The following is a 26198-nucleotide window of genomic DNA, read 5'->3' as shown; positions in this document are numbered from 1 at the left end:
TGCGTATTGCTATAATTCAAGTCTAATATCAGACCAACTAATACTTGATTATTTTCTGCATGATAAAGGTATGAACCACCGGTTGCGTCAGTCATAGGCCAGCCGGCTGTATGCACGACAAGACCTTCTTGATGCTTAGCCGGGTCAATGTCCCATATTTCTTTAAACCCGATTCCGTAATGTTGCGGTGATTGACCTTTACTCAGCTCAAACTTTTCAATTAACTCTTTACCTAAATGACCATGACACCCTTCTGCAAAAACTGTATATTTAGCTTTTAGTTCCATGCCAGGCATAAATGAGTCTTTGGGCTTGCCTTCTTTATCAACACCCATGTCGCCGGTGATAACACCACCAACACTACCGTCTTCATTAAATAATACCTCTGAGGCGGAAAAACCGGGAAATATTTCGACACCCAATGCTTCTGCTTGCTCAGCTAACCAACGACATACATTGCCCATACTAACGATATAATTTCCATCGTTATGCATAGTTTTGGGCGTCATGAACCCAGGAATTTTAGTTCCTTTTTTATCATTGTTAAGCCAATAAATATCGTCTGCTACTACAGGTGTGTTTAGTGGTGCACCTTTTTCTTTCCAGTCTGGGAACAATTCATCTAATGCACGAGTTTCAAACACTGCACCTGACAAAATATGAGCGCCGACTTCTGAGCCCTTTTCAACTACACACACCATCAGCTCATGCTCTTTTTCCAAAGCAATTTGCATCAACCGACACGCAGTTGATAGACCAGCAGGGCCAGCACCGACTATCACTACATCAAACTCCATCGATTCTCGTTCCACTTGTTTGTCCTCTTTTTAGTGTTAACTATTCATAAAAATGTATTTAACTATTCACGAAAAAAATAGTTCTGATGCTTATCCATAACCGTATTATAGTCGGTATTGATATGATTATTATAATAAATAAAGTTTTTCTTAACAATGTATACGTTACTACCAGCAAATAGTTTAGACATATACAATACCTTTAAATAAGGGTAAAATATCTATATTTAACAATGTTTTAATTAATTCTATAATATTAAAACAAGATGATCTTATAGACGATTTTTAACATATACTATGACACATAATACCCGTTTAAAACGATGGTAATAACCACAACCAGCAAATTGACATCAAAGTTGACGTTAACGTCAACACAAAGTAAATTATCATCATCCAGATTTGAGCCAATAGTTAACTCAAATTATAAACTTGATACCTGCAATTAGAGGTGAAAATGAAAATATTAGTACCCGTTAAACGTGCCATAGATTACAACGTCAAAGTTAGAGTTAAGCCCGACAATAGCGCGGTTGATTTAACGAACGCAAAAATGTCGATTAATCCATTTTGTGAGATTGCAGTGGAGGAAGCTGTTCGACTTAAAGAAAAAGGTGTGGCTACCGAGATTGTCGTAGTATCTATAGGCAGTAAAAGTTGTCAGGAACAGATCCGTACTTCGCTAGCACTAGGTGCGGACCGTGGTATTCAGATAGATACAGAATTAACACTTGATTCGTTACAAATTGCTAAATTATTGCAAAAAGTAGTTGAAGAAGAGTCACCTGACCTGGTTATTTTAGGTAAACAATCCATTGATTCAGATAATAACCAAACAGGTCAGATGTTAGCTGCACTAACAGGTATGCCCCAAGGTACTTTCGCATCTGAGATAATAGTTGATGCCGGAAAAGTAAAAGTAACGCGAGAAATTGACGGTGGTTTGCAAACCATAGAGTTAACATTACCAGCAGTTGTAACAACCGATCTTCGTTTGAATGAACCTAGATATGCGTCTTTGCCTAACATTATGAAGGCTAAGCGCAAACCTTTAGTTGTTAAACCTGCTGCAGATTATGGAGTTGAACTTACATCTGGTATTAAAGTATTGAAGGTTGAGGCGCCTGCCCAACGTCAAGGCGGGATTAAAGTGGCCAATGTTGCTGAATTGGTTGAGAAGTTAAGAAACGAAGCGAAGGTGATCTAATGGCTATTTTAGTATACGCAGAACATGATAACGAACAGCTTAAAACCGAAACGCATAAGTTGATGTATGCAGCATCACAAATTGGTGGTGAAGTACACTTATTAGTTGCTGGTTTTGGTTGTGAAGCTGTAGCGGCACAAGCCGCTAAAATAGATGGCGTGAGCAAGGTATTATTGGCAGACAGTCCCGAATATGCCCAACAAATGGCTGAAAATATCGCTGAATTAGTAACTGAGCTCGGAAAACAAGCCAGTCACGTGTTAGCGGCAGCTACAACTACGGGCAAAAACTTTATGCCAAGAGTTGCAGCGTTGTTAGATGTTGCGCAGATTTCTGACATTATCAAGGTTGAAAGTGCTGATACTTTTTTGCGTCCAATATATGCAGGTAATGCGATTGCGACAGTACAATCGTCTGACAATGTCAAGGTTATAACCGTTAGAACTGCTGCATTTGATGCCTCAGGTGAAAATAACTCAGCACCAATTGAAGCCTGTGCAGTAGTGAAAACTTTAGACAAATCAGTTTATGTATCTGCTGAGTTAACAGAATCTGAAAGGCCAGAATTAACTGCCGCAGATGTCATCATCTCCGGTGGTCGAGGCATGCAGAATGGTGAAAACTTTAAACTTTTAGATGGTATTGCCGACAAATTGGGTGCAGCCATGGGAGCCTCAAGAGCAGCTGTAGATGCTGGTTTTGTTCCAAACGATATGCAAGTAGGACAAACAGGTAAAATTGTTGCTCCTAACTTATATATAGCTGTAGGTATTTCTGGCGCAATTCAACATTTAGCTGGTATGAAAGATTCTAAAGTGATCGTCGCTATCAATAAGGATGAGGAAGCGCCAATATTTCAAGTTGCAGACTATGGTCTAGTTGGGGATTTGTTTGAATTGTTGCCAGAACTTGAAGCAGCCTTATAAGAGCCATCAATAATATATTGTTAAAAGCCAAGGCCATCACAGTTATGGCCTTTTTTATGTCCTTCTCTTAAATAATTATTTTTTTTATTAAAACCAACTTGGCTTTGCTGGCATATAAAATATTGTGTGATGAGTCAGCCTCAATATTATAAGTGGCCGTGCGTTATTTGATTTAAATCGCATTTTGCAAATTATAGTAAAATTTAGGAGGGTTGAATTAACTTTTAAACCCTATTTTGCTAATTGTTTCCTAATAAAATAATAAATAAAAAACATATCCATCTGAATTATATGAGTATTAAAAATATGGCCTGTTTAATGCTAAGTTAAAACTAGGTTTAGAATAAAAATAGTTATCTCATAGTATTAATAGGTGCGGGTCAACTGTTAAATAATTAAGAATTTATTCAACGAGAGAGGATAAATATATGTCTTGTTTAACTCGTCAACTTCAACAAAATCTTAGGCGCTACATTGTGTTGCATGTAAATATGACTAATACAAAATCCACTGAAATTATACATAAAGAACTTGTAGAGCGGGGCGTCTGCCCTTCAGATGTCACTCCTGATCAGTTGTCTATAATATTAAAAAGTGTGCGCCTTAGCTAATCACCATTTTCTTAATACTTACAAATATTGGAGTCGGAACAAGATTAAAGTAAATAAATATTGTTCTTTTCTTAATAGTCTTTAAAAGTGTCCTTTTATACGTCCTTTTATACGACCTTTTTTTATTAGTTCTCCAGTTTTACGTAGAATTTTTATTAAAAATTTAGAGATTAAAAAGTCTAAAGTAAAACCATTAGTGCCGCTAAAAAAGCCGTTTAAAGTGATGTTTGAATAGCACAAATAAACTGAAACGTGAAGTGATGCTTAAAGCAGTTGAAATAGTATAAAACGGATAACAAGCGTCAGACTGAGTAACAAAGTCAGTATAAGTGACGTTTATATTTATGTAGTGAATAAAATTATGAGCTCAAGTATAAATGAATAAAAGGAGGGTGAAACAAAACGGATACTTCACCTTCCTTATTTAATTTTAGCAACGTTATATTACACTTGAACAACCGAGTTATCGTCAAAAGATACTGAAGACGCAATATAAGCATCCGCTTCCCAATCATTTTCCCAAGACCTATCATCCAACAAATACCTGAATTGATATTGTGTATCCTTAGCTAAATTTATAGTGGTAGTAAAATCACCATTTTTTAGCTTTTTCATTGGCGTTGATAATAAGTCCCACTCGTTAAAATCACCCACTAAACGAACCGAATCTGCCGCATGAGCTTGTTTTTTAGATAACTTAAATGTCACTTTACAAACCGCTTGTGATTTTAAGTATTGTTTTTTAAAAGCCATAGTATTTTCCTTTTACCTGAAGTGTTGATTAAATTATCATTATTAAGGTCTACTGATCCACATCCCAAAGTGTTTTAAAATGTGCAGATATGTTGTATTTTGATGCAATCATTAAATATTTTTGTAAATGGAACTAGTAAATTAAATCATTAATAGCATGACATATGTATTTTCTATACTTAAATATCATCTATTTTAATAGATTGTTTCTATTCTAAGAGCAAACCAAGACAATCATAAATTTCAGCATTAAGTTCAGTGCAATAAACGTGCAAATTATTCTGTTTAATCTTGTAGCTTTAACGCTTAAACTTTTTTGAATATTGACTGGGTGACAACCCTGCATGTTTTTTAAATAATCGTGTGAATGAACTAAGATCGTCATAACCCACTTGGCTAACAATTCGTTCGATGCTGTCGTGGGTTGTTTCAAGCTGTTTTTTTGCCGCTTCGATACGTAATGTTTGTAGGTACTCTAATGGATTTTGTTCAGTCGCTTTTTTGAATCTACGATTAAATGTTCTTAATGTTAGGTTAACCAGTGAAGGCAAGCTGCTGACGGCTATTCTTTCTCTGTAGTTGGCCTCTAACCATTCTTGAACTACTAATACATCAGGATCTTGATGATATTTTTTAGTCAGAATATTGGCATAAGCCACTTGTTCTCCTCTATAGATATCAATCACATGTGCTTTAGCCGTCGTTGTTGCTACATCGTGGCCGCAATAACGTTCAATCAATAATAATGCTAAATCAAACCAAGCCATACCACCACCAGAACAATAAATATTTTCTGCAATGGTGATCATTTTTTCTGCATGTAAATTAACCTGAGGATAACGAGCTTTAAATAGGCTGGCGTATCCCCAGTGAGTGGTAGCTTCTTTACCATCTAATAAACCAGCTTCCGCCAGCAAAAATGCACCACTGCAATTACTAGCAATATCAGATTGGTTAGCGAAATGTTTTTGAATATGCGCCAATAGTGGCTGATTATTTTTAATGACATTAATGAGTTCACCGCCAATAGTCGGTATCAACAATAAGTCGGTGTGGTCAACATCTTCGATTGCAATATGACTAGTGAGCACCAGCTGATTAATACACCGAACAGGCTGTTTTTTTATTGATGCAATTTGTACTTCAAAAAAAGGTGACGGTTGTTGACCTTGCATGCGCTGCCAAGTTACTCCTGCTAAAGCAAATAAGTCCAGAGCACCAGTAATGGCACTTGCATAAGCCTGATCAAAACCTAAAATGGTTACTTTAAACATCAGAAATAACTGAAGTGATTAGTCATAAATAAAGCCTCGTTATAACTGTCATAAATGACCATTAATATGTCATATATGACAATTATAGCGAAGAGTTTTTTTTGTCAATCTATTGCCATATTCTAGAAGATTCACAATTTTCATCTGTAATTACTTAGTAAGGATAGGCAATATGAACAATGAACTGGTCAAACGCAAAGAACTAGCGTTTCAATTATATGAAGTATTAGACACACAAAACTTGTGTGGGCGCGAGAGGTTTGTTGAACATAACCGCGAGACATTCGATGCGGTAATGGATATAGCTAATAAAATAGCCACTGAAAAGTTTGCTACTCACAATGCAAAAGGTGACGCCAACGAGCCTACTTTTGATGGTCATAAAGTGCATATGATTGCAGAGGTAAAAGAAGCCTTCGACGCCTATGTTGAATCAGGCCTTATTGCTGGTCGATTTGATTTCGACGAAGGTGGTATGCAACTACCAGAAACCATCATGACCGCCTGTGCTGGTTATTTTATGGCAGCTAATCCTTCAAGCACCGGTTATCCATTTTTAACTATGGCTGCTGCAAATGTTATTCGTAACTTTGCTTCGCAGCAGTTAAAAGATGCTTTTATGCCAAAAATGTTAAGTGGTGAATTTACTGGCACCATGGCGTTAACTGAACCACATGCTGGCTCTTCTTTGGCTGATATTCATACATCTGCAATACAACACCAAGACGGTAACTATCGCCTTAAGGGCAATAAGATTTACATTTCTGGTGGCGATCATCAATTATCTGACAACATAGTGCATTTGGTTTTAGCTAAAATCAAAGGTGCACCAGCTGGTGTTAAGGGGATTTCATTATTTGTAGTACCTAAGTTTCGACTTGACGAAGTAGGAAATCCAGCAGAGCGAAACGACGTAGCCCTGGCGGGCCTTATCCATAAAATGGGTTACAGAGGTACTACCTCGACAGCCCTAAGTTTTGGAGAAAATGAAGACTGTCATGGATACTTGATAGGCGAAGAGCATCAAGGTTTACGTTATATGTTCTTAATGATGAACGAAGCCCGTTTAGGTGTGGGTTTTGGTGCGGCGATGATAGGTTATAGTGGTTATCAATATTCGTTAGAATACGCTAAAGAGCGCACCCAAGGTCGTGTTGCACCCAATAACAAACCTACTGATAAACCTGCAACTATTATTCAACATGGCGATGTAAAACGTATGCTGTTAGCACAAAAATCCTACGTCGAAGGAGGCATGGCATTATGTTTTTACGCTGCTAGGTTAGTTGATGATTCACATACTCTTACTTCGGATGCTGAGAAGAAACAAGCTTCAGAATTGTTAGATTTATTGACACCTATTGTAAAAGCTTGGCCGTCAGAATTCGGCCCAAAAGCCAATGATCTAGCGATTCAAGTGCTAGGTGGTGCGGGCTATACTCGTGAATACCCGGTTGAACAATGTTGGCGAGACAATCGGCTTAACCCTATTCATGAGGGGACCAATGGTATTCAAGCGCTGGATTTATTAACCCGTAAACTTTGGCAAGCAGATGGTTCAGGACTCAAATTATTGCAACAAAGAATGGAAAGTGATTTTGCCAAAGTGACGGGTGAGCAAAGTCAGAAGTTGATAACCAGTTTATTGCCTTATCTGCAACAAATGCAATCTCTGCTACCTTTGCTTGGTCAACACTTAATATCAGAAAAGCAATCGATTTTACTAGCAAACGCAACCTGTTTTATGAACATATTTGGTCAAGTGGTAATGAGCTGGTTGTGGATACGCCAAGCAAGTGTGGCAGAAAACGCATTGATAGATATTGGTTTGACTGAAGAAGATAAGGCTTTTTATCTCGGTAAAGTGCAGGCCGCTAAATATTTTGTACACTGGGAATTACCTGCGGTACAAAGAGATATCGCATTACTGAATGATATGGACGATAGTTGCAGCGAAATGCGAGCTGAGTGGTTTTAATCAATTTATCAAGTCATCGACTAAAATAGAACGAAGAAAATCAAACATATACGAAGGGATTATGAAAAATAAACAATTTTTATTGGCATCACGGCCGAGCGGCACTCCCACAAGAAAAAATTGGGATTTTGTTGAAACCGATGTTGAAGACCTAAGCGATAATCAAGTTTTGGTTCAGGTGAAATATATTTCATTAGATCCTGCCATGCGTGGCTGGATGAATGATGGTAAGTCGTACATAGAACCGGTTCAGATTGGTTCGGTTATGCGTGCAGGCACCGTAGGAAAAGTTCTCAAGTCTACTAGCAGTCAATTTTCTGAGGGCGATCATGTATATGGGCATTGTGGTGTACAAAAGTATGCGGTGGTGGATATCGAGGGGCTACATAAAATCGATCCAAGTTTAGCACCATTAGAACGTTATTTAGGTGTCTTAGGCATGCCTGGAATGACAGCTTATTTTGGTTTGTTAAATACCGGCTTACCTAAAGCGGGTGAAACAGTTGTGGTGTCGGGTGCCGCTGGAGCAGTAGGCTCAGTAGTAGGACAAATTGCTAAAATAAAAGGTTGTAGAGTAGTTGGTATTGCTGGTGGTGCGGATAAATGTGCCTATCTAGTGGATGAGTTAGGTTTTGATGCAGCTATTGATTACAAAAATGAAAATGTGAAAAAAGCACTACGAGTTGTCTGTCCCAAAGGTGTTGACGTATATTTTGATAATGTCGGTGGTGACATTCTTGATGATGTCTTGACTCAAATACGTATGAAAGCGCGAATAGTGATTTGTGGTGCTATTAGTCAATACAATAATACTACTCCTGTGAAAGGGCCTTCTAACTATCTTACATTACTGGTGAATAGAGCCAGAATGGAAGGTATCGTCGTGTTCGATAATATTGCTAATTATTCACAAGCAGCAGCTGAAATGGCAGGTTGGATTGCAGAAGGTAAATTAGTGGCTAAAGAACACGTTGTTAAAGGTATCGAACATTTTCCAGAAACCTTATTGATGTTATTTAACGGTGAAAATATGGGTAAATTAGTGCTTAAAGTAGAAGCAGATTAATAATAAGTCAGTGACATATTCACACAGTGAGGAATTTATGAAAAAAGATATTTTTGATTTAACCGGTAGAGTTGCACTAGTAACCGGCGCAAGCCGTGGTATTGGTGAGTCTATTGCACGATTATTAGCTGCCTATGGTGCTAGAGTTATCGTTTCTAGTCGCAAAATTGATGGTTGTGAAGCGGTAGCACAAAGCATTCGTGACGTCGGTGGAGATGCGGTTGCCATGGCTTGTCATGTGGGTGAAATGACACAGATTGAAAACGTCTTTGAACAAATTAACGAAAAATATGGGCGTTTGGATATTTTAGTGAATAACGCAGCAGCTAATCCTTACTTTGGACATATCCTAGATACTGATTTAGCTGCATTTGATAAAACCGTTGATGTGAATATTCGTGGTTATTTCTTTATGTCTATCGCAGCCGGCAAAATGATGAAACAGCATGGTGGAGGTGTTATTTTGAACACTGCATCCATAAACGGCATATCACCAGGTATGGGACAAGGTATTTACTCGATTACCAAAGCTGCTGTAATCAGTATGACGAAATCTTTTGCAAAAGAGTGTGGTGGTTTAAACATAAGAGTTAACGCTTTGCTGCCAGGTTTAACCGAAACCAAATTTGCCTCAGCATTGACAAGTAACGATAGAATACTTAAAACAGCATTGATGCAAATACCATTGGGAAGAACGGCGCAGCCTGATGAGATGGCAGGTACAGTTTTGTATTTAGTTTCAGATGCTTCTAGCTATACTACGGGTGCTACTGTAGTTGTTGATGGCGGCTTTTTAAGCTAAGATTTTAATTTTAAAACGTTCTATTACGGTAACTTTTAGTTACCGTTTTTTTTATATAAAGACATAACGTCTTTAATCATTTATTTAACGTAAAAAGTCAGTGTTAATTACTAGCTTGGATTCAATGCTTTTTATTAGAATATGATTGTTTACTGATTACGCTGTCAATATACCGTCTTACCAGTAACCAAACGTTCCACTGAAAATAGACAAAATCTATTAATACTTTTAAGAGTCTGTCGGATTGGTTCTTCTATTGTGAAATTAACAGTTGTTTTAATTGCCAATAAAAACATCAAACAAGTTGTTAGTTTAAGCCCTGGCAGCGCATTTTAAAGATCCATGTTAGATTTATCCTCAGATAATTAATAGCATATTTTTATTTCAACAAAATATGTCATTTTACCAATGTCCCTTGAAGTACGATCTTCTCTTTGCTGATTTGGAGCCAGAGCCATACTTTACTACTAGTTTTAATTAAGCTGATTAAACAACAATTACAGTTACTTGTTTAACAAATTACCTATCAATATAGATTTATAAATAAAGACTCAAGAGCCTTTATTCAAAATGCTTATAACCAATATTTCCAAATACTATAGGTGTTATTTACAAAATTCTTAATAACTGCAAATTAATAATAAAATATCACACTCGCAATCTGCAAATGACAGCAAGCTGCCCTTATAAATAATGTGTTTTCAGGCCACTTTTCCGACAAAAACGATCATTAACACCAAGCATTTCATAGGTAAATTTTGTTACTAAAACCTATCTTTAGCAACGTTTTCTATTAGTCGGTAAATTGCCAATTCTATTGATCTAGCTATGTTTAAACCATGCTAGATGCCAAACATTACGTAACCTGGGCAAAGTTTAAGTGCACAAAATCGTAGGTTTCATAGCGTTTCAGTTTCAAGTTTTAATATGCTCGTACAACGAAACACCGCATTCTGTAATTTTTTTTCATCATAAATCAGTGCAATTACTTGGCCAAATGTGTCTTATTCTTAACCAGCTTGAGTGTATTACAGCAAACCAGCAAGCCCAGGGCTGCAGACCAAAATATTATAGGTTGCCTTAGTCACAACGTTCGCTACAAAATAATCAGCTGAACAGAAAATTACCCAACAAAATATTGTGGTCTCTGTAACGCAGATACCACAATATTTCTTGGGACTGATGGTTTCCTCTCATGCAGGTGTTTTAACCTTTGAAAACACAAGTTTATTCAAATAGATATTGGCATCACAACGGGCCAGTCTTTGCGATCACGTGATTCTTGAACCGTCGGTAATAGGGCAAGAAACAGAAGATTGGTGTACAAAGTGCTGCATCGATAAGCATGTTTAGTAGCGATAAAAATATCAATTTATTAGAAGGCTTAGAAGTTGTATTGACAAAATTCAATGGTGTTTACAAGTTACACTTCGTTCCGCAAGAAACTGGCGACCAACATATAAAGTGCGCTCAATTTAATTAACTCTCAGGTTGATACTCCATAGCGAATTTTGAATAAAAAATCCGCTATGCTGAAGTGGTCTCTTACTTTTCTGCAAAAAGTGTACTTTCCAAGGTTTCGACGATTTGGTTAAGCGCTGTTAGTCCTGTGGTGATCACCTCAAGTCGTGAGTCCATACTTTCATCCAGCTCATTACAACTAAGCACTTCATCGAGCTTATTAAAGGTAAAAATACCTTTGTCGGTTATCATCACGGCCTTTAATCGATATACATCCAAGGTTGTTAGTTCATTCATTACTTGAGTAAAATCAAACACTTTGTCATGGCGAAACGCCCAGCCACATGAATAAAAGTCATCCTTATCATTACTTACTTTTACTTTGCCATGGTTTGACAACTCTTCTTCTATATCCAGTAATTCAGCACTAACGCCGTGCTCATGATGAGCAGTTTTAGGCAGCTTAAATTTCGTTTTAGGAGAAAGAATGGATAACGTAATTTTATTGCTATCCAAAACTGTTAGTGGTGTTGTGGCTAAATCTAATTGAGTAAGGTAGGTGGTTAAATTCGCCTGATCATTTTCTTCATAAAGGTCCGCTTTAGTCGCAACAATATGATCAGCAATTTCCAACTGTTCCCTAAAAATTTGATGATGGTTGTAACGTTCCTTTGTGACCAAGCGTGCATCAACCAACGTCAGCGTGCTGTTGATAGAGAATGTATCTTGATAATGAGCTTGCTGCAAACTGGCCAACACTTCTTTTGGGTGGCCTAAGCCAGTTGGCTCGATGAGCAGTCGATGGGGTTTGGCATATGATATTAGCTGGTTTAAAGCAATTTGCATGGGCAAACCAGACGTGCAACACATACAACCACCTGGCACTTGTCGTACATAAATATTATTTTCTGGCCGACCTTTAAAAAATGCACCATCAATACCAATTTCACCAAACTCATTGACTAAAATAGCCCATCTTTCGTTGGCAGGTTTGAGTGTTAATAGGTGTTGGATAAGCGTAGTTTTTCCGGCACCCAAAAAACCCGTAATAATATTAGTGGGAATAGGCAATGTTAGTGAGTTCAACTTTTCCATAGATTTCCGATTAAATGATGTATGTTTACAGGATTATCTTGTAATGTAATGTTATATTATATCATTAATTCTGGTCTCATGGTTAAGTTCGTTATAGTTCTAATTATAGTTCTAATTATATTTTTGTTATTTGATGTGTGGGCAGCACAGCACTCGTGAACACTTTTGCGCTTTATCGAGCATATTATTATTGATGAAACTCCACTTTATGATGCTAATAATGCTGCCACTACTCAACGGTTCTCTGCTGTACATCTCATGACCATTATCATGACCATTAAATAGAGCGAACTGTTATCCACAGAAGAAAATAAATATTAAGTCGTTATGAGTAAATCTTGCCGACTAACTTAATCGGTCAGGAGGTATTGCCTGTGCAGGCGACGAGTGATCAAAACTACCAAGTGACATTGCCGTCAACGAATACCGTCAAAAATTTGCTTAACCAAATAATGTCGATATCAGGTTTTATTGTGTCTATTGATGAACAAGGTAATAGGACCATGACCAGTTTTTAGCCTTTACTCATTAACCTCTGCCGCCACCTAATCAACTGATTTATGTCAGCACACCTAACGACATGCCAGCAACTAATTTTCAAATGCCGTACACGATTTTAGGCGTGCTTAGAAAGAACTTGTATGAAAATTTATTGGTACCTCAGCTTATAACCAGAATTTATTGACGGTAAAAAAGTTTTATGAACAGCCAGATAACTTCCGCATGCACTAATTTGTCTTGACCTTAGGTCAACTTATAAACCTATCCCAAGGGCCTGTTATGGCAACAGTAGTCGTGGGGGAATATAAGTTAACAAATAAGGTGCGTCCATCAGGCGAAAAACAGGCACCTGCAGGCTCGGTTTGCAATCTTACGCGCGCCAAATCATAGGTTTTTCCATCTGGCGTCACCCCTTTAATATGATTTTCTGTGTGATCAGTATATTGGTCTTCACACACAATTAGGTGGCCATTAGGCGCTACGGTAACATTATCTGCAAAATTCATAGTTTGTGGATATTCACTTTCAACAAATAAACTCAGTTTGCCTGGACGCTTGTTTTCACTTGGACTACCTTCGACTAAAGAAGGCACGTAACGCATAATTTGTCCCAATTTTTTGGCACCGCCATTAGTGCAACAAAAATAAAGTTCGTTATCACCCCAATGAATGCCTTCACCTCGTGCAAACAGCGCTGCTCCTGCGTTAAAACCTCGCAAACGCAGGTCATCATTAGGACTTTCAGGGTGATCCAACTCAACCCATTCAACAGCCATTTCTTGGTTTAAGGGCATAGATCCTGAATGCCAGTTGCGTGTATCGAATTTAGGTTGTTGTGCTATCACCAATGCTTGCAAACGACCACCAGCCTGTAAATTAGCTTTTTGATTGGGGATATAACGATAAAACAGGCTATCGTTTCTGTCTTCGGTCATGTAAACAATGCCCGTTCGCGGATCAACACAAGCGGCTTCATGGTTAAATCTGCCCATCGCTTTAATAGGGATGGCATTGACCATCTTGGTGGCATTCGCGGGTACTTCAAACACATAACCATGGTCTTTACTGATCATCTTGTCTGCTTTATCCACCGATTCTTCGCACGTCAGCCATGTTTCCCAAGGCGTAACACCACCAGAACAGTTGCGGATTGTGCCAATCAGCGACATAAACTGCTGTTCAACACGTTTTGATTGCAGGTTGTAAACAATGGAACTGGTACCGCCGGGCAACGGATAAGTATTCTCAACGGTGTCATAGGCTAACTCAAGCATCATAGCTTGCTTGTCACCATGATGTTTTTTGATCAGTTTATTGGCCGCGATTTCGTGATTTCTGATTAAAACCACTCGTTTATCATCAAGATAAAAACAACCCATACCATCAGCACGATCAGGCACATCCAAGTCATCCTGCATTTTGTCTCCCAGACGCGATATAACCTGATAATTAAAACCAGAGGGTAAGTCTAATAACGCATTAGGATCAGGTATCAGTTTTCCGTATGCGGTATTTTGAGCCATAGCAGTTGTCTGCAAGCGAGACTGTGAGGCATGCAGATGTGATGCTAAGCCTCCAAACGCCATCGCGACTAAACCTTGATTAAATTGTCTTCTATTCATCATCACCTTCTCCTTATCCAGATCTTAATACAGAGAATTAGTTACCACGACCCATACATTGGGTTAGGCAATAAAATAAATGTACGTGGTTGCTGCAACAACACATCAGCGATATCGGCATCTTCTTGAGTCATGCTTGGAAAGTCCTTAATATTATCGCCCACGTGCATCAATATTTGCTGCGATCGCGACCATTGTTGCATGCTTGTAGATGGTGTTTGGGGGCGGTAACAAGGTGCATTGCCCATTTCGACTTGTTGGCGGCGTAAGTCTTTGTCATTTATCATAGCTTTGCCGTCAATAGCACGCTTATCTGCTTCGGCTTTACCTAACAAGCAGGTATTGCTGGGGGTAAGTGGTAAACCCAAGGCGCGTAAATTCTGCCATGTGTATGACTCAACCTCTTTTTCTCGGTTGGTGATAAGGGCCAACTTGCCACCCTTATCTAATACCGTTTGAATAAAGGCAGCAGTGCCCGGAACTAAACCAGCTGAGGCTTGTTTTACCCAGTTTTCCCACGTCTCGGGGATATAGCTAGCTCCCGTTTTATCTAGCGATACCTGATAAGGGCTATTATCTAGAATGGTTTCGTCTACATCCATTACCACCACCCAGCTATCTTTTTTTGGGGATAGTTGTTTTAGTGTGCTGGAAGCTTGTTGATAAATCTCCTGGGTGAGAAATTGGTATTCTTTGCTGGTGGTTAACCATTTCACTGATGGCGAAAGAGGCAATGGTTGTGCGCTAATCGACAGTGTGACCGCACAATGATCACTCAACATGTCATCAACTTTCATGTTGTCAAACTTGCGCGTTTGCGAATGAAGCGTGACATAAGGTGACTGGAAACCACCCGCCAAAATATGGTCGATAGGTGCCGGATAGTAAGGATGGCAACCTATCAAATCGGCCGTGGTGTTAAACAACGAAGAGGCGCTGCCATTGGTATTAACAAATAGCTCTTGGGTAAGCTGATTGTAAGGTGCACTTAAGCGATGGTTGAAGTCACCAAGAATTATGTAGGGCTGTTGGTCGCGTTCTTTTGCTTCTACCCATGCATCTAAAATCGGTGCCTGTTTGGCAAATACCTGACAGGCCTGTGAATCCTCACGGCTATAGTTATCCACAAAGCAGCCGCTCTTAAGGTGCAGATTAAGAATTTCTGTTTCGCCCCTTGGCGTGGTTAAGGTCACAGACAAACCATAACGAAGCCCTTCTCTATCTATCGCCAAATCAGTGTAGTTTTTGCTTGCTAGAATAGGTATATGCTGACGAACCGCAAAAGCCACTTTTTGTTGAGTGGACAGATTATCGCTGCCACGACAGGTGTACGTTCTACTGGGCGCTCTTTCAGACATAATAATTTGCCATTTATCGGCGCCAAAAATTTGTTGTATTGCTTGTTTTGAAGCGACCTCCTGTAAAGCGAAAATATCAGCATCTAATCTGTCTACGTAGGCTTTCATTGCGTTTATTTGGGCTTGGCTGCGAGGTTTGCAACCCAATTCGGCAGGAAAACTAAGGTGCTCAATATTCCAAGTAGCGAAGGTCATATCGTCAACAGTAATCGGTTTAACTAATGGGGGTGTTGTTGCGGCTAGATGGGTATTGTTTGTTGCCGAACAAGCCGTAAAAGTCAGAACGACTAGCGCCATCCTTAGAAGGTTTTTCATGATTTTGATTTCCTTGAAAACGGGGTTACTGTCTATGATGAACACAATGTAAACACAAATACATGTAAATACGATCGTCTGTGTTTACAGGCACTTGTTATTAACTCAAATAAGTTGTTATTTGCTGTTAACATTAGTCGCTAGACATGAGACTCATCATGATCTTTACTATCACACCGGCAATTTTCTTGATTTTGGCACAACCGAAAATTACGGTAATGTCCGTATGCAACAAACATAGCCCCAGCCACCGTGAGTAGCTTCTCCCATAGTTCACCTATTACCTCTTCTCCTAATGTTACCGCTAATATCAATAAGGTTAACCCAATCAATCCGTATTTAAGCAATTCATATCTTTTGTGCTGTTTGCATCCCATAAAAAGTGCATAGATGCTGGTAGGGATTACGGCGACAACCATCCATACATGAAACGCTTCATTATCAAAATTTAACGCTGCAAAGTTGGGTAATACAATCAATAAAAATGGTAATGCTACGCAATGTATAGCACAGGTTAATGACAAGCCTATGGCCAGCTTATCGGTAAAAAATTTCATTGAGTTCATAAATTAGTTTCTCTTGTAAGCATTTGTTTTCCTTTGGTTACGTGTTGTGGCTTTTAGCCATATAGAAATTGGTCATCTTTGTCGGTCTATACCTCTAGCTTGCACCTCATATTGGCAGATTTGATTGCTGCTTTTTTGCATTCATCACACACACAATCCATCTCAAATTTCGTATTAACCACTTGAAATCCTGCTTGTATCACATTTTTTTCAAGCGCCTGAATAATGGCATAGTCAATACTAATTTCTTCGACCTTTAGACATTGGGTGCAAATTAGAAACTGCGGTTGATGCTTGTGATCACAAGGTATGTGCGAACAGGCCACGTACTTGTTAGCTATTTTTAACTTGTGCGCCAGATTTTCTTCCTCAAGAAAGTCTAATATTCGGTAGACCGTCATCGCAGGTATCGTTTCGCCAAATTCTTTTTTACATAAATCGACCAGTTCATAAGCAGAAAGCGCTTTGTCAGACAGCAAAAGGCCCGTCAAAACTTGCTTTCGCTTATCGGTCAAACGTGTGCCATGAACTTTACATTGCTGCTCTGCGTGACGAATGGTTGCATCCAACTTATTCATAACGTGGCCTAAAATGTTATTGTTTTATTACTGCGGGTTAGGGCTGCCGCACCTTGCTCCGATGTTGTTATCCAGATGCCATTAATCTGCTGCATGGCAGGAAATACATCAAAAAAACCGAGGGATAAGGACGACAAATCATCCATATCCTCACAATCATAATGGTAGTGTGCGACGACTTCACTGTGAACACTAGCCTCATCTTCGTGCTCATGATTATTGTCAGAATCGCTTTTATGGTGATCGTGAATGTCTTTTTCAATTACATTATTTTTGATTAAATTTGCTAGGTCTATCTGAGTTTGAGTAAGTCTGCAGTCTCCTGAAGAAAATGAAAAAAGCGCCTTGTGGTCATGCAATTTTGCTTCTGATTGTTTCACTTTTTTGATTTGTTTTTTTGTGCTCGCTTCATGTTCAAAGCCAACGATATTCATTGCTGGGGTTCGTAATTGAATTTCGATTTTGTTTCCCTCAATGACAATATTAAGTTCAGATACACCATGCGCATGCGTACCTAAATTTGCTTGTTGAGCGTGGGCCTGAGATAGATAAAAAACTACAAGTATGCTTGAAAAAACACCGACACTGGTTCGTATTGTTGTCACGTTACTACTCCTTTTCAACGTTATAATTAGTGTATTTAGAACAGTATTGATTAAGCTTTCAATTCTGCACATTTTACTGCGTTTCATGTTTAGCGCTGATTAATTGGTAGTTTCGAAAGTGCCCATAAGCGATGCTCATAGAGCCCAGTATTGATACAACAACTTCACCTGTCTTGCCTAATACATCATGGCCTAAGGTGGTTGATATAATAATCAACGTAAGTCCAATAGAGCCCACTAGAAAAACCTTATAACTGCGGTGATGTAAGTAGCCCATTATTAATGCCGCAATGCCGCAATGCTGATAGGCAGAACTTCGCATAACATCCACTGGTGAACATTTCGTCATCTAAAGCAAATAAACCAGAAAAAGATGGCAGTAAAGTAAGCAATTTCGGCAATACCAAACAATGGAAAACACATACCATAGAAAAAATAATCGCCAATTTATCACCTAGCATTTGCAGACTTGTTATTTTCAAATCTTTCTAATCCTGAGGTTGATTACCTTATTGATACAATATAACATAACATCAATAAATATTGTAATGTTATATTATAACAAATTAGGAGAGGTAAAATGTTTAAGGTCTCATCAGTAGCTCTAATTGTTGCTGCGCTTCTGCCAGCTAGTGCGTTTGCACAATCGATAGAAGGAGTGGTAAAAAATAGTTTTGGAAAGCCGATTGCAGGCGCCAAAGTAAAGCTAGAAGGCTCCAGCATAGAGACCATTGTTGATACAAGTGGCCGTTTTGTGTTTGAAGGATTGAGTCCGGGTGTTAACGAACTACACATAACAGCAGCAGGTTTTGCCCACTTGCATCAAGATATTGATGTCCCTAGTGCTGGCACGAAAAATATCTCATTCATGTTAAAAAATTCTCCCATTGAAGTGGTTGGTATTGTTTCAACGCCGCTGCATTTATCCTCAATGGAATCGGCTTTGCCGGTGAGTGTGTTATCTGGAGAAGCACTGCGTCGAGAACAAAGCGCGACTATCGGTGAAACCTTGAATAATCTGGTAGGTGTGCACTCTAGCTTTCATGCCAAAGTAGCCAGTACGCCAATCATTCGAGGGCTAAGTGGGCCTAGAGTATTGATTACACAAAATGGTCTTGATGTGAGCGACGCATCACGCATTGGCCCAGACCATGCTGTCGCTAGTGAAGCATCCACTGCTACACGGATAGAGGTTTTACGCGGTCCAGCCACCTTATTTTATGGTAGTGGTGCTATTGGTGGGGTGGTTAATGTAGTGGATAACCGTGTACCAACCGACAGCGAAACACGAGGCGAATGGTTAGTTCAAACCAGCACAGTCGATGAGCAAAAATTAGCCTCATTCAATCTGACTACTGGCACCGATAACTTTGCCTTTTATGCTGATGGTTTTGTACGTGACTCAGACGACTATGAAATACCTGTCGAAGCCGAATCTCATGAAGAAGATCACGATGATCACGACGACCATGATGATCACGACGATCACGGTGGTAACTATACCGTTGAAAACAGTGCCGAAGAATCATACGGCTTCACTTTTGGCGGTAGTTACTTATTTGATAGTGGTTTTGTAGGTTTGTCGGTTGAAAAACTTGACCGGCAATACGGTATTCCTGGCCATTCACATGGCGAAGAAGGACACGAAGAAGGACATGATGATGAAGACCATGACGACGAAGACCATGGACAAGAGCACGATGAAGAGCATTCAGAAGAGAATGTTTTTGCCGATCTTAAACAAACACGGGTACAGCTTTTAAGTGAATTTGATCTGCAAAATAGTTTTATCAATCAAATTAAGCTACGTGCCGGTTTAACTGACTACGAGCATGCCGAAATTGAAGAAGGACAAGCGGGTACTGTATTCGAAAACCAAACGCAGGAATTTCGAATAGACGCTCTGCACCAACCTTTTCAAGAGTGGCGCGGCGGATTAAGCCTGCATTACAAACACAGTGAATCTTCAGCCATAGGCGAAGAGGCTTTCACTCCTCCATCAGACACTAGCATGCTGGCGTTAGCTTTAATGGAAGAGCGCCACTTTGGTGACGTTTTATTGCAGTTAGGTGGACGTATTGAACGGGTAACCTTGGAAGCCAATGAAGTTCTGCTATCCAGTATTGAGTTGCACGCTGAAGGAGAGCATGAAGACGAGCACGATGACGAACATGAAGGCGAGCATGATGAACACGATGACGATCATGATGATGAACATGGCGGCGAATCGTTTGCGTTTAATGACAATTATACGCCTATATCATTATCCGCTGGCGCAGTTTGGAGTTTTGCTCCCGAGTACAATGTTGGTATTTCTGTCTCCCGTTCTGAGCGCGCACCCTCTGCGGCTGAGCTGTTTTCGTTTGGTCCGCACATTGGTACCGGTACTTACGAAGTTGGCGCTTTGTTTGAATTGCATGAAGAGGACGACGAAACTCACATTGAATTGTCAAATATGACAATCGAACTTGAAACATCGAATAATATTGATCTGACTTTCCGTAAAACAGAAGGTGATGTTGGCTTCATATTTAATGTTTTCTATAACAGTATCGATAACTACTTGTATCAGCAGGACAGTGGCTTAGTGGTGCATGTTGAAGCCCATGATCATGGAGAATCTGATGAAGACGAACATTCGGATGAAGAGCATTCGGACGAAGAGCACTCAGATGAAGAACATTCAGATGAGGAAGGAAGTGAATTACCCTTGTTTGTGTTCAATCAACAAGATGTAGTGTTAAATGGCTTTGAAGCACAAATTGCATGGCAAGTAAACAGCACGTTTAAAACTGAAGTATTTGCTGATTTTGTCCGAGCCAGACTCAAAGATGGTGGTAATCTTCCGCAAACGTCGCCAATGCGTTTTGGCACTAAGCTGAGTTATAAAAACACGCAGTTGAGCGCGCACTTGAACATCACTCGTTATCAATCGCAAGAGCATACTGCGGAATATGAGTCTTCAACCAACGGTTACACTATGCTTGATTTAAATGTGTCTTACGACATACCAGCCTATAATATGGCGGTCTACTTTAAAGGTAACAATCTAACCGATACAGAAGCACGTGTGCATACTTCCTATCTGAAAGACTTAGCGCCAAGACCCGGCAGAAACCTAAGCCTTGGCATAAAAGGGTACTTCTAGCCTACATAATTTAGAGAATGTTACACCGATTAAGCGTCTGCATCCTTAATGGATGCGGACAGTTTTTCTTATCCAATATTTTGGGACAAAAAAAAGCTTCTACCAAAGTTCGCATCAAAAGGCGCGGCTGGTATAAATACTCAAAGGGCAAAGCCCAGCAATTTTCGCATTTCCCCCTTGGCAAAGCATTATATGAATTGTAATGCTAGGGTGGTTTTGATAAATCAAATTAGGAAATAACGATAAGACACACATATCACGGTGGTTTTAGCGTTATGATGCTTATATATACATACATACACACATAGATACATATCTATCTGACTGACTGCTAATAGTTAACCCTACTATTAATGGTTTAAAAACACAGAGAAATTCTATAAAACAAAGTGTTATGGATGACCAGACTATTAAAAATAAACCAGTTTTACGTTTATAGAGTTAGTTATTGCGATTGTGATTGTTATCTTGGGTATAATGTTGCTAACGGTAGCCGATATATTTATAGATCTGAATGGCGATGCCAAAGCGGCTTCTTTGAGGGGGTGAAAGGGGCAATAGAATCGGTGACGAAACTTGTTTAAGCAAAATCTGTGATTCATGGTGTCGACGATGTAAAGCCAATAATGCATGACAATCCGTTTAATCCTATTGATATCAGTTTTCGTTCGGGTCATCCTAATATTCAAAATGTAGGAATACAAGTAGCAGTCGGTTTATCTCTGGACAATTAAGACAATAGTTAATGCGGTGGTTATTCAAACAAATGGCTCAGATCTTTTTGACTCGAATTGTCATGAACAGTTCAGGCCATGGAGCTTGGTATCGTAAAGAAGCTATTGATTATTATAGTGTTACTGGTCGTTAATAACTATATCTTAGGATGCATGTTTGCCACGCCAGGATCGGGCATGCACAACTCGTCAATATAAAATCCCACAGATTTTGTGCCGAACTAAATTATCACAGGTTTTGTGTCGAACCAATAGACCAGAATAGTGTGAGTAATTGAAATATAAGATGTCATTCAAGTAGGACAAAAAACGGTTGGCTAGTCTCACTCAGTTAGCTATTTTAGCTAATTATTTATAGCCACTTATTTATAGCCACTTAATGCAACGTTAATGATCGCTTTAGAGCAACAGCTTAATCATAAACCGAATATGCCAATTGTCCGCAATTCGTTGCAGTCAGTCGAGGTTTATCAATCGTATGATGATTTGTCGTTAAATATAGTTTGATAGTTCTAATTCTCTAACGTCATCCATAGTTCGATAGCTGACGAAAGACTCGACAAAAAGTATGATACTTTTTTTGTCGAATATGAAACATTATAACCAACCTACAATAACATCCCTTTTTTATGTGTGTAAAAAATATGTAACGTAAGGCAATTTACTGTTTGGCTTTTTAAGTTTTTGTTTTGCCAAATGACCTATTTGTGCGCTTTAATAGTCTTGAAGTTTATTTCAAAATTGTCAAAGGCTTAACGCATGTTTAAACTGAATAAAAAAGGCTTAATGTTAGCTAGTGCTACCACTTTACTATTTGCCTGTTCGGCAACCCAAACTGCTGATCCAATTGTTAATCAAGCTGATGTATCACAGTTAAAACCTGTCAAAGCTTATCAATCGATTACGAGCAATACCGAATCTGAACAATTAACACTAGAACAAATTATGGCTGACCCGGATTGGATTGGCCGTCAGCCTTCCTCTGAGTATTGGGCCGATGATAGCCAAGCTGTTTATTATCAACAAAAACAGCAAGCTTCACTTTTGTCTGATTTATGGATAAAACCAATAGACCAAAAAGGCAATGGTGTTAAGGTCGAATTGACACAATTACATTTACACGCTTATAAAAATCGAATACTAAGTAAAGATGAAGAGACTGCTGCATGGGTATTTGAAGGCAATATTTTTGTTAAAAATCTGGCTGAAAATAATCTTAAACAACTAACAAAAGACAATAAACAACCAACCAATTTAGTTTTCCTAAACGATGGGCGTTTAAGTTTTCAAAGTGATAACGCTATTTATGCTATCCATCCTGATAAGGGTCTATATGAGCAACTAGTTTCATGGCAATTTGCAGATGAACCCACTGCAGTCGAAGAAGCAGAAGATTATATTGCAGAACAGCAACAACAATTAATTGAAGTGGTGGCGTTAAAACGCCAACAAAAAAAGTTACATTTTAATAAAAAACAACAGCTTGCACGACAAAATAATACTCTTGCGCCTGCGATATTTTATTTTTCAGAAGGAAAAGAAACGGTAGAAGTAAGCTTGTCGCCTAACGGAAAGTGGCTGGTGCTGGTTGAACAAGAAGAGTCTAGTTGGCGTGATGAAGGCGATATTATGCCCAACTATATTAATGACGATGGAAGAATAGCCAACAACAATGTGCGCCGCAGGGTAGCAGACGCAAAACCAGTGAAACACGGTATTTGGTTACTCAACCTAGATAGTCGTTCGCAACGACAACTTAGTTATAACAGTTTGCCGGGATATAACGAAGACGTTTTGGAATCGGTGAAACGAGAAAATGCTGAAGCTAAAGGCGAAAATTATACAGCTAACCGTTTGCCTAGAGATATTAGCCTTATGCAAGACTGGTATTGGTCGCAAGGTGCCATTCAATGGCATAACGACGGTGAAAAAGTGGCTATTATGCTAGAAGCATGGGACAACAAAGACAGATGGCTCGCTACCGTCGATACTGTTGCAGCAACGTTGGTCAATCAACACCGACTGCATGATAAGGCTTGGGTAAATTACAAGTTCAACAGTTATGGTTGGTTAAATAACAGTGATGTTCTGTACTATTTATCTGAAGAAACAGGCTTTTCACACCTATATATTAAACCTTTAAATGGCCAAGCTAGGGCTGTTACCACGGGTAACTATGAAGTTGATGCGTTGACATTAAGCTCTGACGATCAATTTATATATTTTAAAGCAAATAAAAAACACCCGGGTATATACGAAATATATCGCGCCGCTTTGAAAGATGACACATTACAAGTACTTACCAATCTGAACGGTATGACAGATTATCAATTAAGCCCAGATGAACAGTCGTTATTGTTGTCGCATTCTAGTTTAGTTCGTCCGCCAGAGTTATATCTACAGTCGGTTACTGACAAGTCAGCGATACAACTTACTCAAACGATTAGTCAGGCATTCTTAGATATTAATTGGCTTGCCCCAGACATAGTACCGATCAAGTCGTCTCACACAGAACAACCGATATATTCACGAATTTATTCACCCAGAGATTTGCCAACTGGTCAAAAACACAAGGCAGTGGTGTTTAATCATGGTGCAGGATATTTGCAAAACTCACATTTAGGTTGGTCAGGATATTTCAGAGAATTTATGTTCCATAATATGCTCGCACAGCAAGGTTATGTTGTGCTGGATATGGATTATCGCGCTTCAGCTGGTTATGGAAGAGATTGGCGTACCGCTATTTATCGGCGAATGGGAACACCAGAAATCCAAGATTTAGAAGACGGTGTTGATTGGTTGGTAGAAAATCTTGATGTGGATGCTAACAGGGTAGGCACTTATGGTGGCTCTTACGGAGGTTTTATGACTTTTATGGCATTATTTAACTCTCCTGATTTGTTCCAAGCTGGTGCCGCACTGAGACCTGTCAGCGATTGGGCACATTACAATCACGGATATACTTCAAATATACTGAATACACCTGACATTGATCCAATTGCCTACGAAAGGAGTTCACCTATCTATTTCGCTGAAGGACTAGAAAAACCATTACTGATCAATGCGCCGATGATAGACAGTAATGTGTTTTTTGTTGATGTGGTGAGGCTAGTTCAACGCTTAATTGAATTAGAAAAACAGGATTTTGAAACGGCAATTTATCCGGTAGAATCGCACGGTTTTGTTCAACCCAGTTCATGGTTGGACGAATATAGAAGAATATACAAGTTGTTCGAAACCAACTTATAAACCATACACATCACATTGGTGATAATTTCATCAATGTGATGTCAGTTTATTTGAGAATACTCATAAGTTCGTTCAACAAATGAATGTCATTTTGACGTATTTAGCACACATATGAGTTTGGTAAATTCGAATCGATAAAGGCATTTAACTCACCATCAGGTAAAGTGCTTAAGAGTTAATAAAAAAACTATTCGCTGACTTTAATAACTGCAGTGATAACGTTAAGTTCTGAGTTTTTTTATTCCTATATAATATAATATAATGATGCTGCCAGTGAGTGTTCCAAACAAGTGAGCGTCTATTGCAACATGGGCTGCAATCAACTTAGCTACCTCTTCACTGGCTCCATAAATCTGTTCATGTGTAACCTTAAGCCATACGCCTAGTAGCATTATCCATCCAGTTTTAAATTGGTTTTGTATATCTAGATAAGCCCCAATAACAAACAAGCCATGAAGTACACCAGACAACCCTACATACCATTGCATCTGCTCAGCGAACAAATATAAGCCAATACTCGTGCCTAAACACAATACAAAAAATTGACTGATATAGCAGGCCATTTTGAAATAGTGACCGTGTAATGCCCACAATAATGTTAAACCTGTGATGTTTAATAATAAGTGTGTGATATTAGTGTGAAGAAAATGTGCGGTTAACATTCGCCACCATTGGAAATTATGAAGCTGATTTCTGTCGTATGCTAACCAGTCACTGCTAAATGGTTCTGAAATTGCCAACACAATACTAACCATTATAATGATAAGGGGAGCGATGCTGTATTTTGACTGAACGGGTAGATTGAACATATTAGCTTGATGGATTGTGTAATGGCCTTTGGTAACTAAATTTTATTTGATAAGTGAGTTTAACCTTTTATCCTTCTTAACTTTTCTTACAATAGTTAGTCTTAGATAGGATGCATTTAAAATCTAATGGTTATTAAGAAGTACACCGCAATATCAAATCAATATTAGTTGTTACTGTAGCGAAAACATATTGAAGTATTGAATACATATAAAATCAAGAAAGTTGGACGTGCACTCATTAATTTATAAATCATTTACAAAGAAGTCATGAACTAATCTCAAGTGTGTTGAAGAAAATTGAAGGTCAGTTCACACTGACTTCATCCACTTTCCAGCTATCTCCTATCTTAATTAGTTCGACAAGTCGTATATCTTTTAATATATCGCCATTTAATTCACCTTCAAAAAACAAGGAAATTTGTGCCTTCTTAGCAAATTCATCTCTTCCTGCACTGCGAGACTTAGATTCAATAGCCACTTTATCAAACTGCATATTTAAGACATATCTTTGAACACCTCTATTGTTGTGATAAGAACGTAACAGCCGCCCCATCTTCGGGGTGCTTAATTTAATAGCACCTTTTAGATCTTGCTCATTATAAATATGTTCAAAAAATCCAATTGCAGCGAATTCAGGAAGATTGCTATCCAACATGCCAAATTTGCCACCACCTTCTTTAACAGGCGATTTTTCACATGCACTGACTAAAATGACAAATATTAAAATAGAACTTATATTTTTT

At 38.8% G+C, this 26198-nt stretch carries 23 protein-coding genes; 10 read left to right on the top strand and 13 right to left on the bottom strand.

Features of this window, described 5'->3' with window-relative positions; translation table 11 throughout:
• Positions 1-812 (bottom strand): NAD(P)/FAD-dependent oxidoreductase (locus QZ562_RS08970; protein ID WP_293759282.1); only part of this gene is annotated, 812 nt, incomplete at its 3' end.
• A gap of 442 nt (positions 813-1254) precedes the next feature.
• Between QZ562_RS08970 and QZ562_RS08965 the strand changes: the two genes are divergently transcribed.
• Together QZ562_RS08965 and QZ562_RS08960 are read left to right on the top strand one after the other, a co-directional pair.
• Positions 1255-2004 (top strand): electron transfer flavoprotein subunit beta/FixA family protein, encoded by a 750-nt coding sequence (locus tag QZ562_RS08965; RefSeq protein ID WP_293759281.1) that lies wholly within the window; start codon positions 1255-1257, stop codon positions 2002-2004.
• Positions 2004-2930 (top strand): FAD-binding protein, encoded by a 927-nt coding sequence (locus QZ562_RS08960; protein ID WP_293759280.1) that lies wholly within the window; start codon positions 2004-2006, stop codon positions 2928-2930. The genes QZ562_RS08965 and QZ562_RS08960 overlap by 1 nt, the downstream gene beginning before the upstream one ends.
• Before the next feature lie 1055 nt (positions 2931-3985).
• On the opposite strand, the gene QZ562_RS08955 is transcribed toward QZ562_RS08960, so the two are convergent.
• Both QZ562_RS08955 and QZ562_RS08950 read right to left on the bottom strand, forming a co-directional pair.
• On the bottom strand, positions 3986-4294 hold the full coding sequence (locus tag QZ562_RS08955) for an isoamylase early set domain-containing protein (RefSeq protein ID WP_293759279.1): 309 nt from the start codon (positions 4292-4294) through the stop codon (positions 3986-3988).
• Between the two features lie 299 nt (positions 4295-4593).
• Positions 4594-5568 carry a helix-turn-helix domain-containing protein gene (locus QZ562_RS08950; RefSeq protein WP_293759278.1) on the bottom strand — a complete coding sequence of 325 codons (975 nt, stop codon included), beginning with the start codon at positions 5566-5568 and terminating at the stop codon, positions 4594-4596.
• Positions 5569-5740: 172 nt separating this feature from the next.
• Between QZ562_RS08950 and QZ562_RS08945 the strand changes: the two genes are divergently transcribed.
• The 3 genes from QZ562_RS08945 to QZ562_RS08935 all read left to right on the top strand — a co-directional run bounded on the left by QZ562_RS08945 (position 5741) and on the right by QZ562_RS08935 (position 9414).
• Positions 5741-7546, top strand: coding sequence for an acyl-CoA dehydrogenase (locus QZ562_RS08945; protein ID WP_293759277.1), 1806 nt, complete (start codon positions 5741-5743; stop codon positions 7544-7546).
• Between the two features lie 61 nt (positions 7547-7607).
• Positions 7608-8612, top strand: coding sequence for an NADP-dependent oxidoreductase (locus QZ562_RS08940; protein ID WP_293759276.1), 1005 nt, complete (start codon positions 7608-7610; stop codon positions 8610-8612).
• 37 nt (positions 8613-8649) lie between these two features.
• Complete coding sequence (locus QZ562_RS08935; RefSeq protein ID WP_293759275.1) at positions 8650-9414, top strand: SDR family oxidoreductase; 765 nt, start codon at positions 8650-8652, stop codon at positions 9412-9414.
• A gap of 1545 nt (positions 9415-10959) precedes the next feature.
• On the opposite strand, the gene QZ562_RS08930 is transcribed toward QZ562_RS08935, so the two are convergent.
• A complete protein-coding gene (locus tag QZ562_RS08930; RefSeq protein ID WP_293759273.1) occupies positions 10960-11970 on the bottom strand; it encodes a GTP-binding protein in 1011 nt (336 codons plus the stop codon).
• Positions 11971-12308: 338 nt separating this feature from the next.
• Here QZ562_RS08930 and QZ562_RS08925 point away from each other — a divergent pair, with 338 nt between their 5' ends.
• Positions 12309-12488, top strand: coding sequence for a DUF3299 domain-containing protein (locus tag QZ562_RS08925; RefSeq protein WP_293759272.1), 180 nt, complete (start codon positions 12309-12311; stop codon positions 12486-12488).
• Positions 12489-12550: 62 nt separating this feature from the next.
• On the top strand, positions 12551-12655 hold the full coding sequence (locus tag QZ562_RS21255; RefSeq protein WP_363315341.1) for a hypothetical protein: 105 nt from the start codon (positions 12551-12553) through the stop codon (positions 12653-12655).
• 64 nt (positions 12656-12719) lie between these two features.
• On the opposite strand, the gene QZ562_RS08920 is transcribed toward QZ562_RS21255, so the two are convergent.
• The 7 genes from QZ562_RS08920 to QZ562_RS08890 all read right to left on the bottom strand — a co-directional run bounded on the left by QZ562_RS08920 (position 12720) and on the right by QZ562_RS08890 (position 17943).
• On the bottom strand, positions 12720-14096 hold the full coding sequence (locus QZ562_RS08920; protein ID WP_293759270.1) for an alkaline phosphatase PhoX: 1377 nt from the start codon (positions 14094-14096) through the stop codon (positions 12720-12722).
• Between the two features lie 38 nt (positions 14097-14134).
• Entirely contained in the window at positions 14135-15766 is a 1632-nt protein-coding gene (locus QZ562_RS08915; RefSeq protein ID WP_293759268.1) for an HAD family acid phosphatase, read from the bottom strand.
• 140 nt (positions 15767-15906) lie between these two features.
• Complete coding sequence (locus QZ562_RS08910) at positions 15907-16332, bottom strand: MerC domain-containing protein (RefSeq protein WP_293759266.1); 426 nt, start codon at positions 16330-16332, stop codon at positions 15907-15909.
• Positions 16333-16418: 86 nt separating this feature from the next.
• Positions 16419-16910: a Fur family transcriptional regulator gene (locus QZ562_RS08905; RefSeq protein WP_293759264.1), complete on the bottom strand. Its 492-nt coding sequence runs from the start codon at positions 16908-16910 to the stop codon at positions 16419-16421.
• 8 nt (positions 16911-16918) lie between these two features.
• A complete protein-coding gene (locus QZ562_RS08900; RefSeq protein ID WP_293759263.1) occupies positions 16919-17515 on the bottom strand; it encodes a DUF2796 domain-containing protein in 597 nt (198 codons plus the stop codon).
• 73 nt (positions 17516-17588) lie between these two features.
• Positions 17589-17837, bottom strand: coding sequence for a MerC domain-containing protein (locus QZ562_RS08895; protein WP_293759261.1), 249 nt, complete (start codon positions 17835-17837; stop codon positions 17589-17591).
• Positions 17764-17943 (bottom strand): hypothetical protein, encoded by a 180-nt coding sequence (locus QZ562_RS08890; protein ID WP_293759283.1) that lies wholly within the window; start codon positions 17941-17943, stop codon positions 17764-17766. The genes QZ562_RS08895 and QZ562_RS08890 overlap by 74 nt, the downstream gene beginning before the upstream one ends.
• A gap of 152 nt (positions 17944-18095) precedes the next feature.
• Between QZ562_RS08890 and QZ562_RS08885 the strand changes: the two genes are divergently transcribed.
• From QZ562_RS08885 to QZ562_RS08875, 3 genes are all read left to right on the top strand, one after another.
• On the top strand, positions 18096-20663 hold the full coding sequence (locus tag QZ562_RS08885; protein ID WP_293759259.1) for a TonB-dependent receptor: 2568 nt from the start codon (positions 18096-18098) through the stop codon (positions 20661-20663).
• 593 nt (positions 20664-21256) lie between these two features.
• A complete protein-coding gene (locus QZ562_RS08880) occupies positions 21257-21397 on the top strand; it encodes a hypothetical protein (protein ID WP_293759257.1) in 141 nt (46 codons plus the stop codon).
• Positions 21398-22156: 759 nt separating this feature from the next.
• On the top strand, positions 22157-24646 hold the full coding sequence (locus QZ562_RS08875; protein ID WP_293759256.1) for a prolyl oligopeptidase family serine peptidase: 2490 nt from the start codon (positions 22157-22159) through the stop codon (positions 24644-24646).
• A gap of 221 nt (positions 24647-24867) precedes the next feature.
• Here QZ562_RS08875 and rrtA read toward each other — a convergent pair whose 3' ends face one another.
• Complete coding sequence (rrtA, locus tag QZ562_RS08870; protein ID WP_363315340.1) at positions 24868-25389, bottom strand: rhombosortase; 522 nt, start codon at positions 25387-25389, stop codon at positions 24868-24870.
• Between the two features lie 370 nt (positions 25390-25759).
• Positions 25760-26198: hypothetical protein (locus tag QZ562_RS08865; protein WP_293759254.1), on the bottom strand; the 439-nt coding region annotated here is incomplete at its 5' end.

Origin of the sequence: uncultured Paraglaciecola sp. (assembly GCF_913058035.1) — a bacterium.
Taxonomy (GTDB): domain Bacteria; phylum Pseudomonadota; class Gammaproteobacteria; order Enterobacterales; family Alteromonadaceae; genus Paraglaciecola.
Note: the sequence above shows the minus strand (reverse complement) of the source record. Positions and strands in the feature narration are given on the sequence as shown.

Bases quoted from the DNA above. Each gene is read 5' to 3' on its own strand.
- QZ562_RS08875 (WP_293759256.1), top strand. From the start codon at position 22,157: ATGTTTAAACTGAATAAAAAAGGCTTAATGTTAGCTAGTGCTACCACT.
- QZ562_RS08890 (WP_293759283.1), bottom strand. From the start codon at position 17,943: ATGGTATGTGTTTTCCATTGTTTGGTATTGCCGAAATTGCTTACTTTA.
- QZ562_RS08940 (WP_293759276.1), top strand. From the start codon at position 7,608: ATGAAAAATAAACAATTTTTATTGGCATCACGGCCGAGCGGCACTCCC.
- QZ562_RS08935 (WP_293759275.1), top strand. From the start codon at position 8,650: ATGAAAAAAGATATTTTTGATTTAACCGGTAGAGTTGCACTAGTAACC.
- QZ562_RS08960 (WP_293759280.1), top strand. From the start codon at position 2,004: ATGGCTATTTTAGTATACGCAGAACATGATAACGAACAGCTTAAAACC.
- QZ562_RS21255 (WP_363315341.1), top strand. From the start codon at position 12,551: ATGCCAGCAACTAATTTTCAAATGCCGTACACGATTTTAGGCGTGCTT.
- QZ562_RS08910 (WP_293759266.1), bottom strand. From the start codon at position 16,332: ATGAACTCAATGAAATTTTTTACCGATAAGCTGGCCATAGGCTTGTCA.
- QZ562_RS08915 (WP_293759268.1), bottom strand. From the start codon at position 15,766: ATGAAAAACCTTCTAAGGATGGCGCTAGTCGTTCTGACTTTTACGGCT.
- QZ562_RS08895 (WP_293759261.1), bottom strand. From the start codon at position 17,837: ATGCGAAGTTCTGCCTATCAGCATTGCGGCATTGCGGCATTAATAATG.
- QZ562_RS08950 (WP_293759278.1), bottom strand. From the start codon at position 5,568: ATGTTTAAAGTAACCATTTTAGGTTTTGATCAGGCTTATGCAAGTGCC.
- QZ562_RS08945 (WP_293759277.1), top strand. From the start codon at position 5,741: ATGAACAATGAACTGGTCAAACGCAAAGAACTAGCGTTTCAATTATAT.
- QZ562_RS08955 (WP_293759279.1), bottom strand. From the start codon at position 4,294: ATGGCTTTTAAAAAACAATACTTAAAATCACAAGCGGTTTGTAAAGTG.
- QZ562_RS08930 (WP_293759273.1), bottom strand. From the start codon at position 11,970: ATGGAAAAGTTGAACTCACTAACATTGCCTATTCCCACTAATATTATT.
- QZ562_RS08885 (WP_293759259.1), top strand. From the start codon at position 18,096: ATGTTTAAGGTCTCATCAGTAGCTCTAATTGTTGCTGCGCTTCTGCCA.
- QZ562_RS08905 (WP_293759264.1), bottom strand. From the start codon at position 16,910: ATGAATAAGTTGGATGCAACCATTCGTCACGCAGAGCAGCAATGTAAA.
- QZ562_RS08965 (WP_293759281.1), top strand. From the start codon at position 1,255: ATGAAAATATTAGTACCCGTTAAACGTGCCATAGATTACAACGTCAAA.
- QZ562_RS08920 (WP_293759270.1), bottom strand. From the start codon at position 14,096: ATGATGAATAGAAGACAATTTAATCAAGGTTTAGTCGCGATGGCGTTT.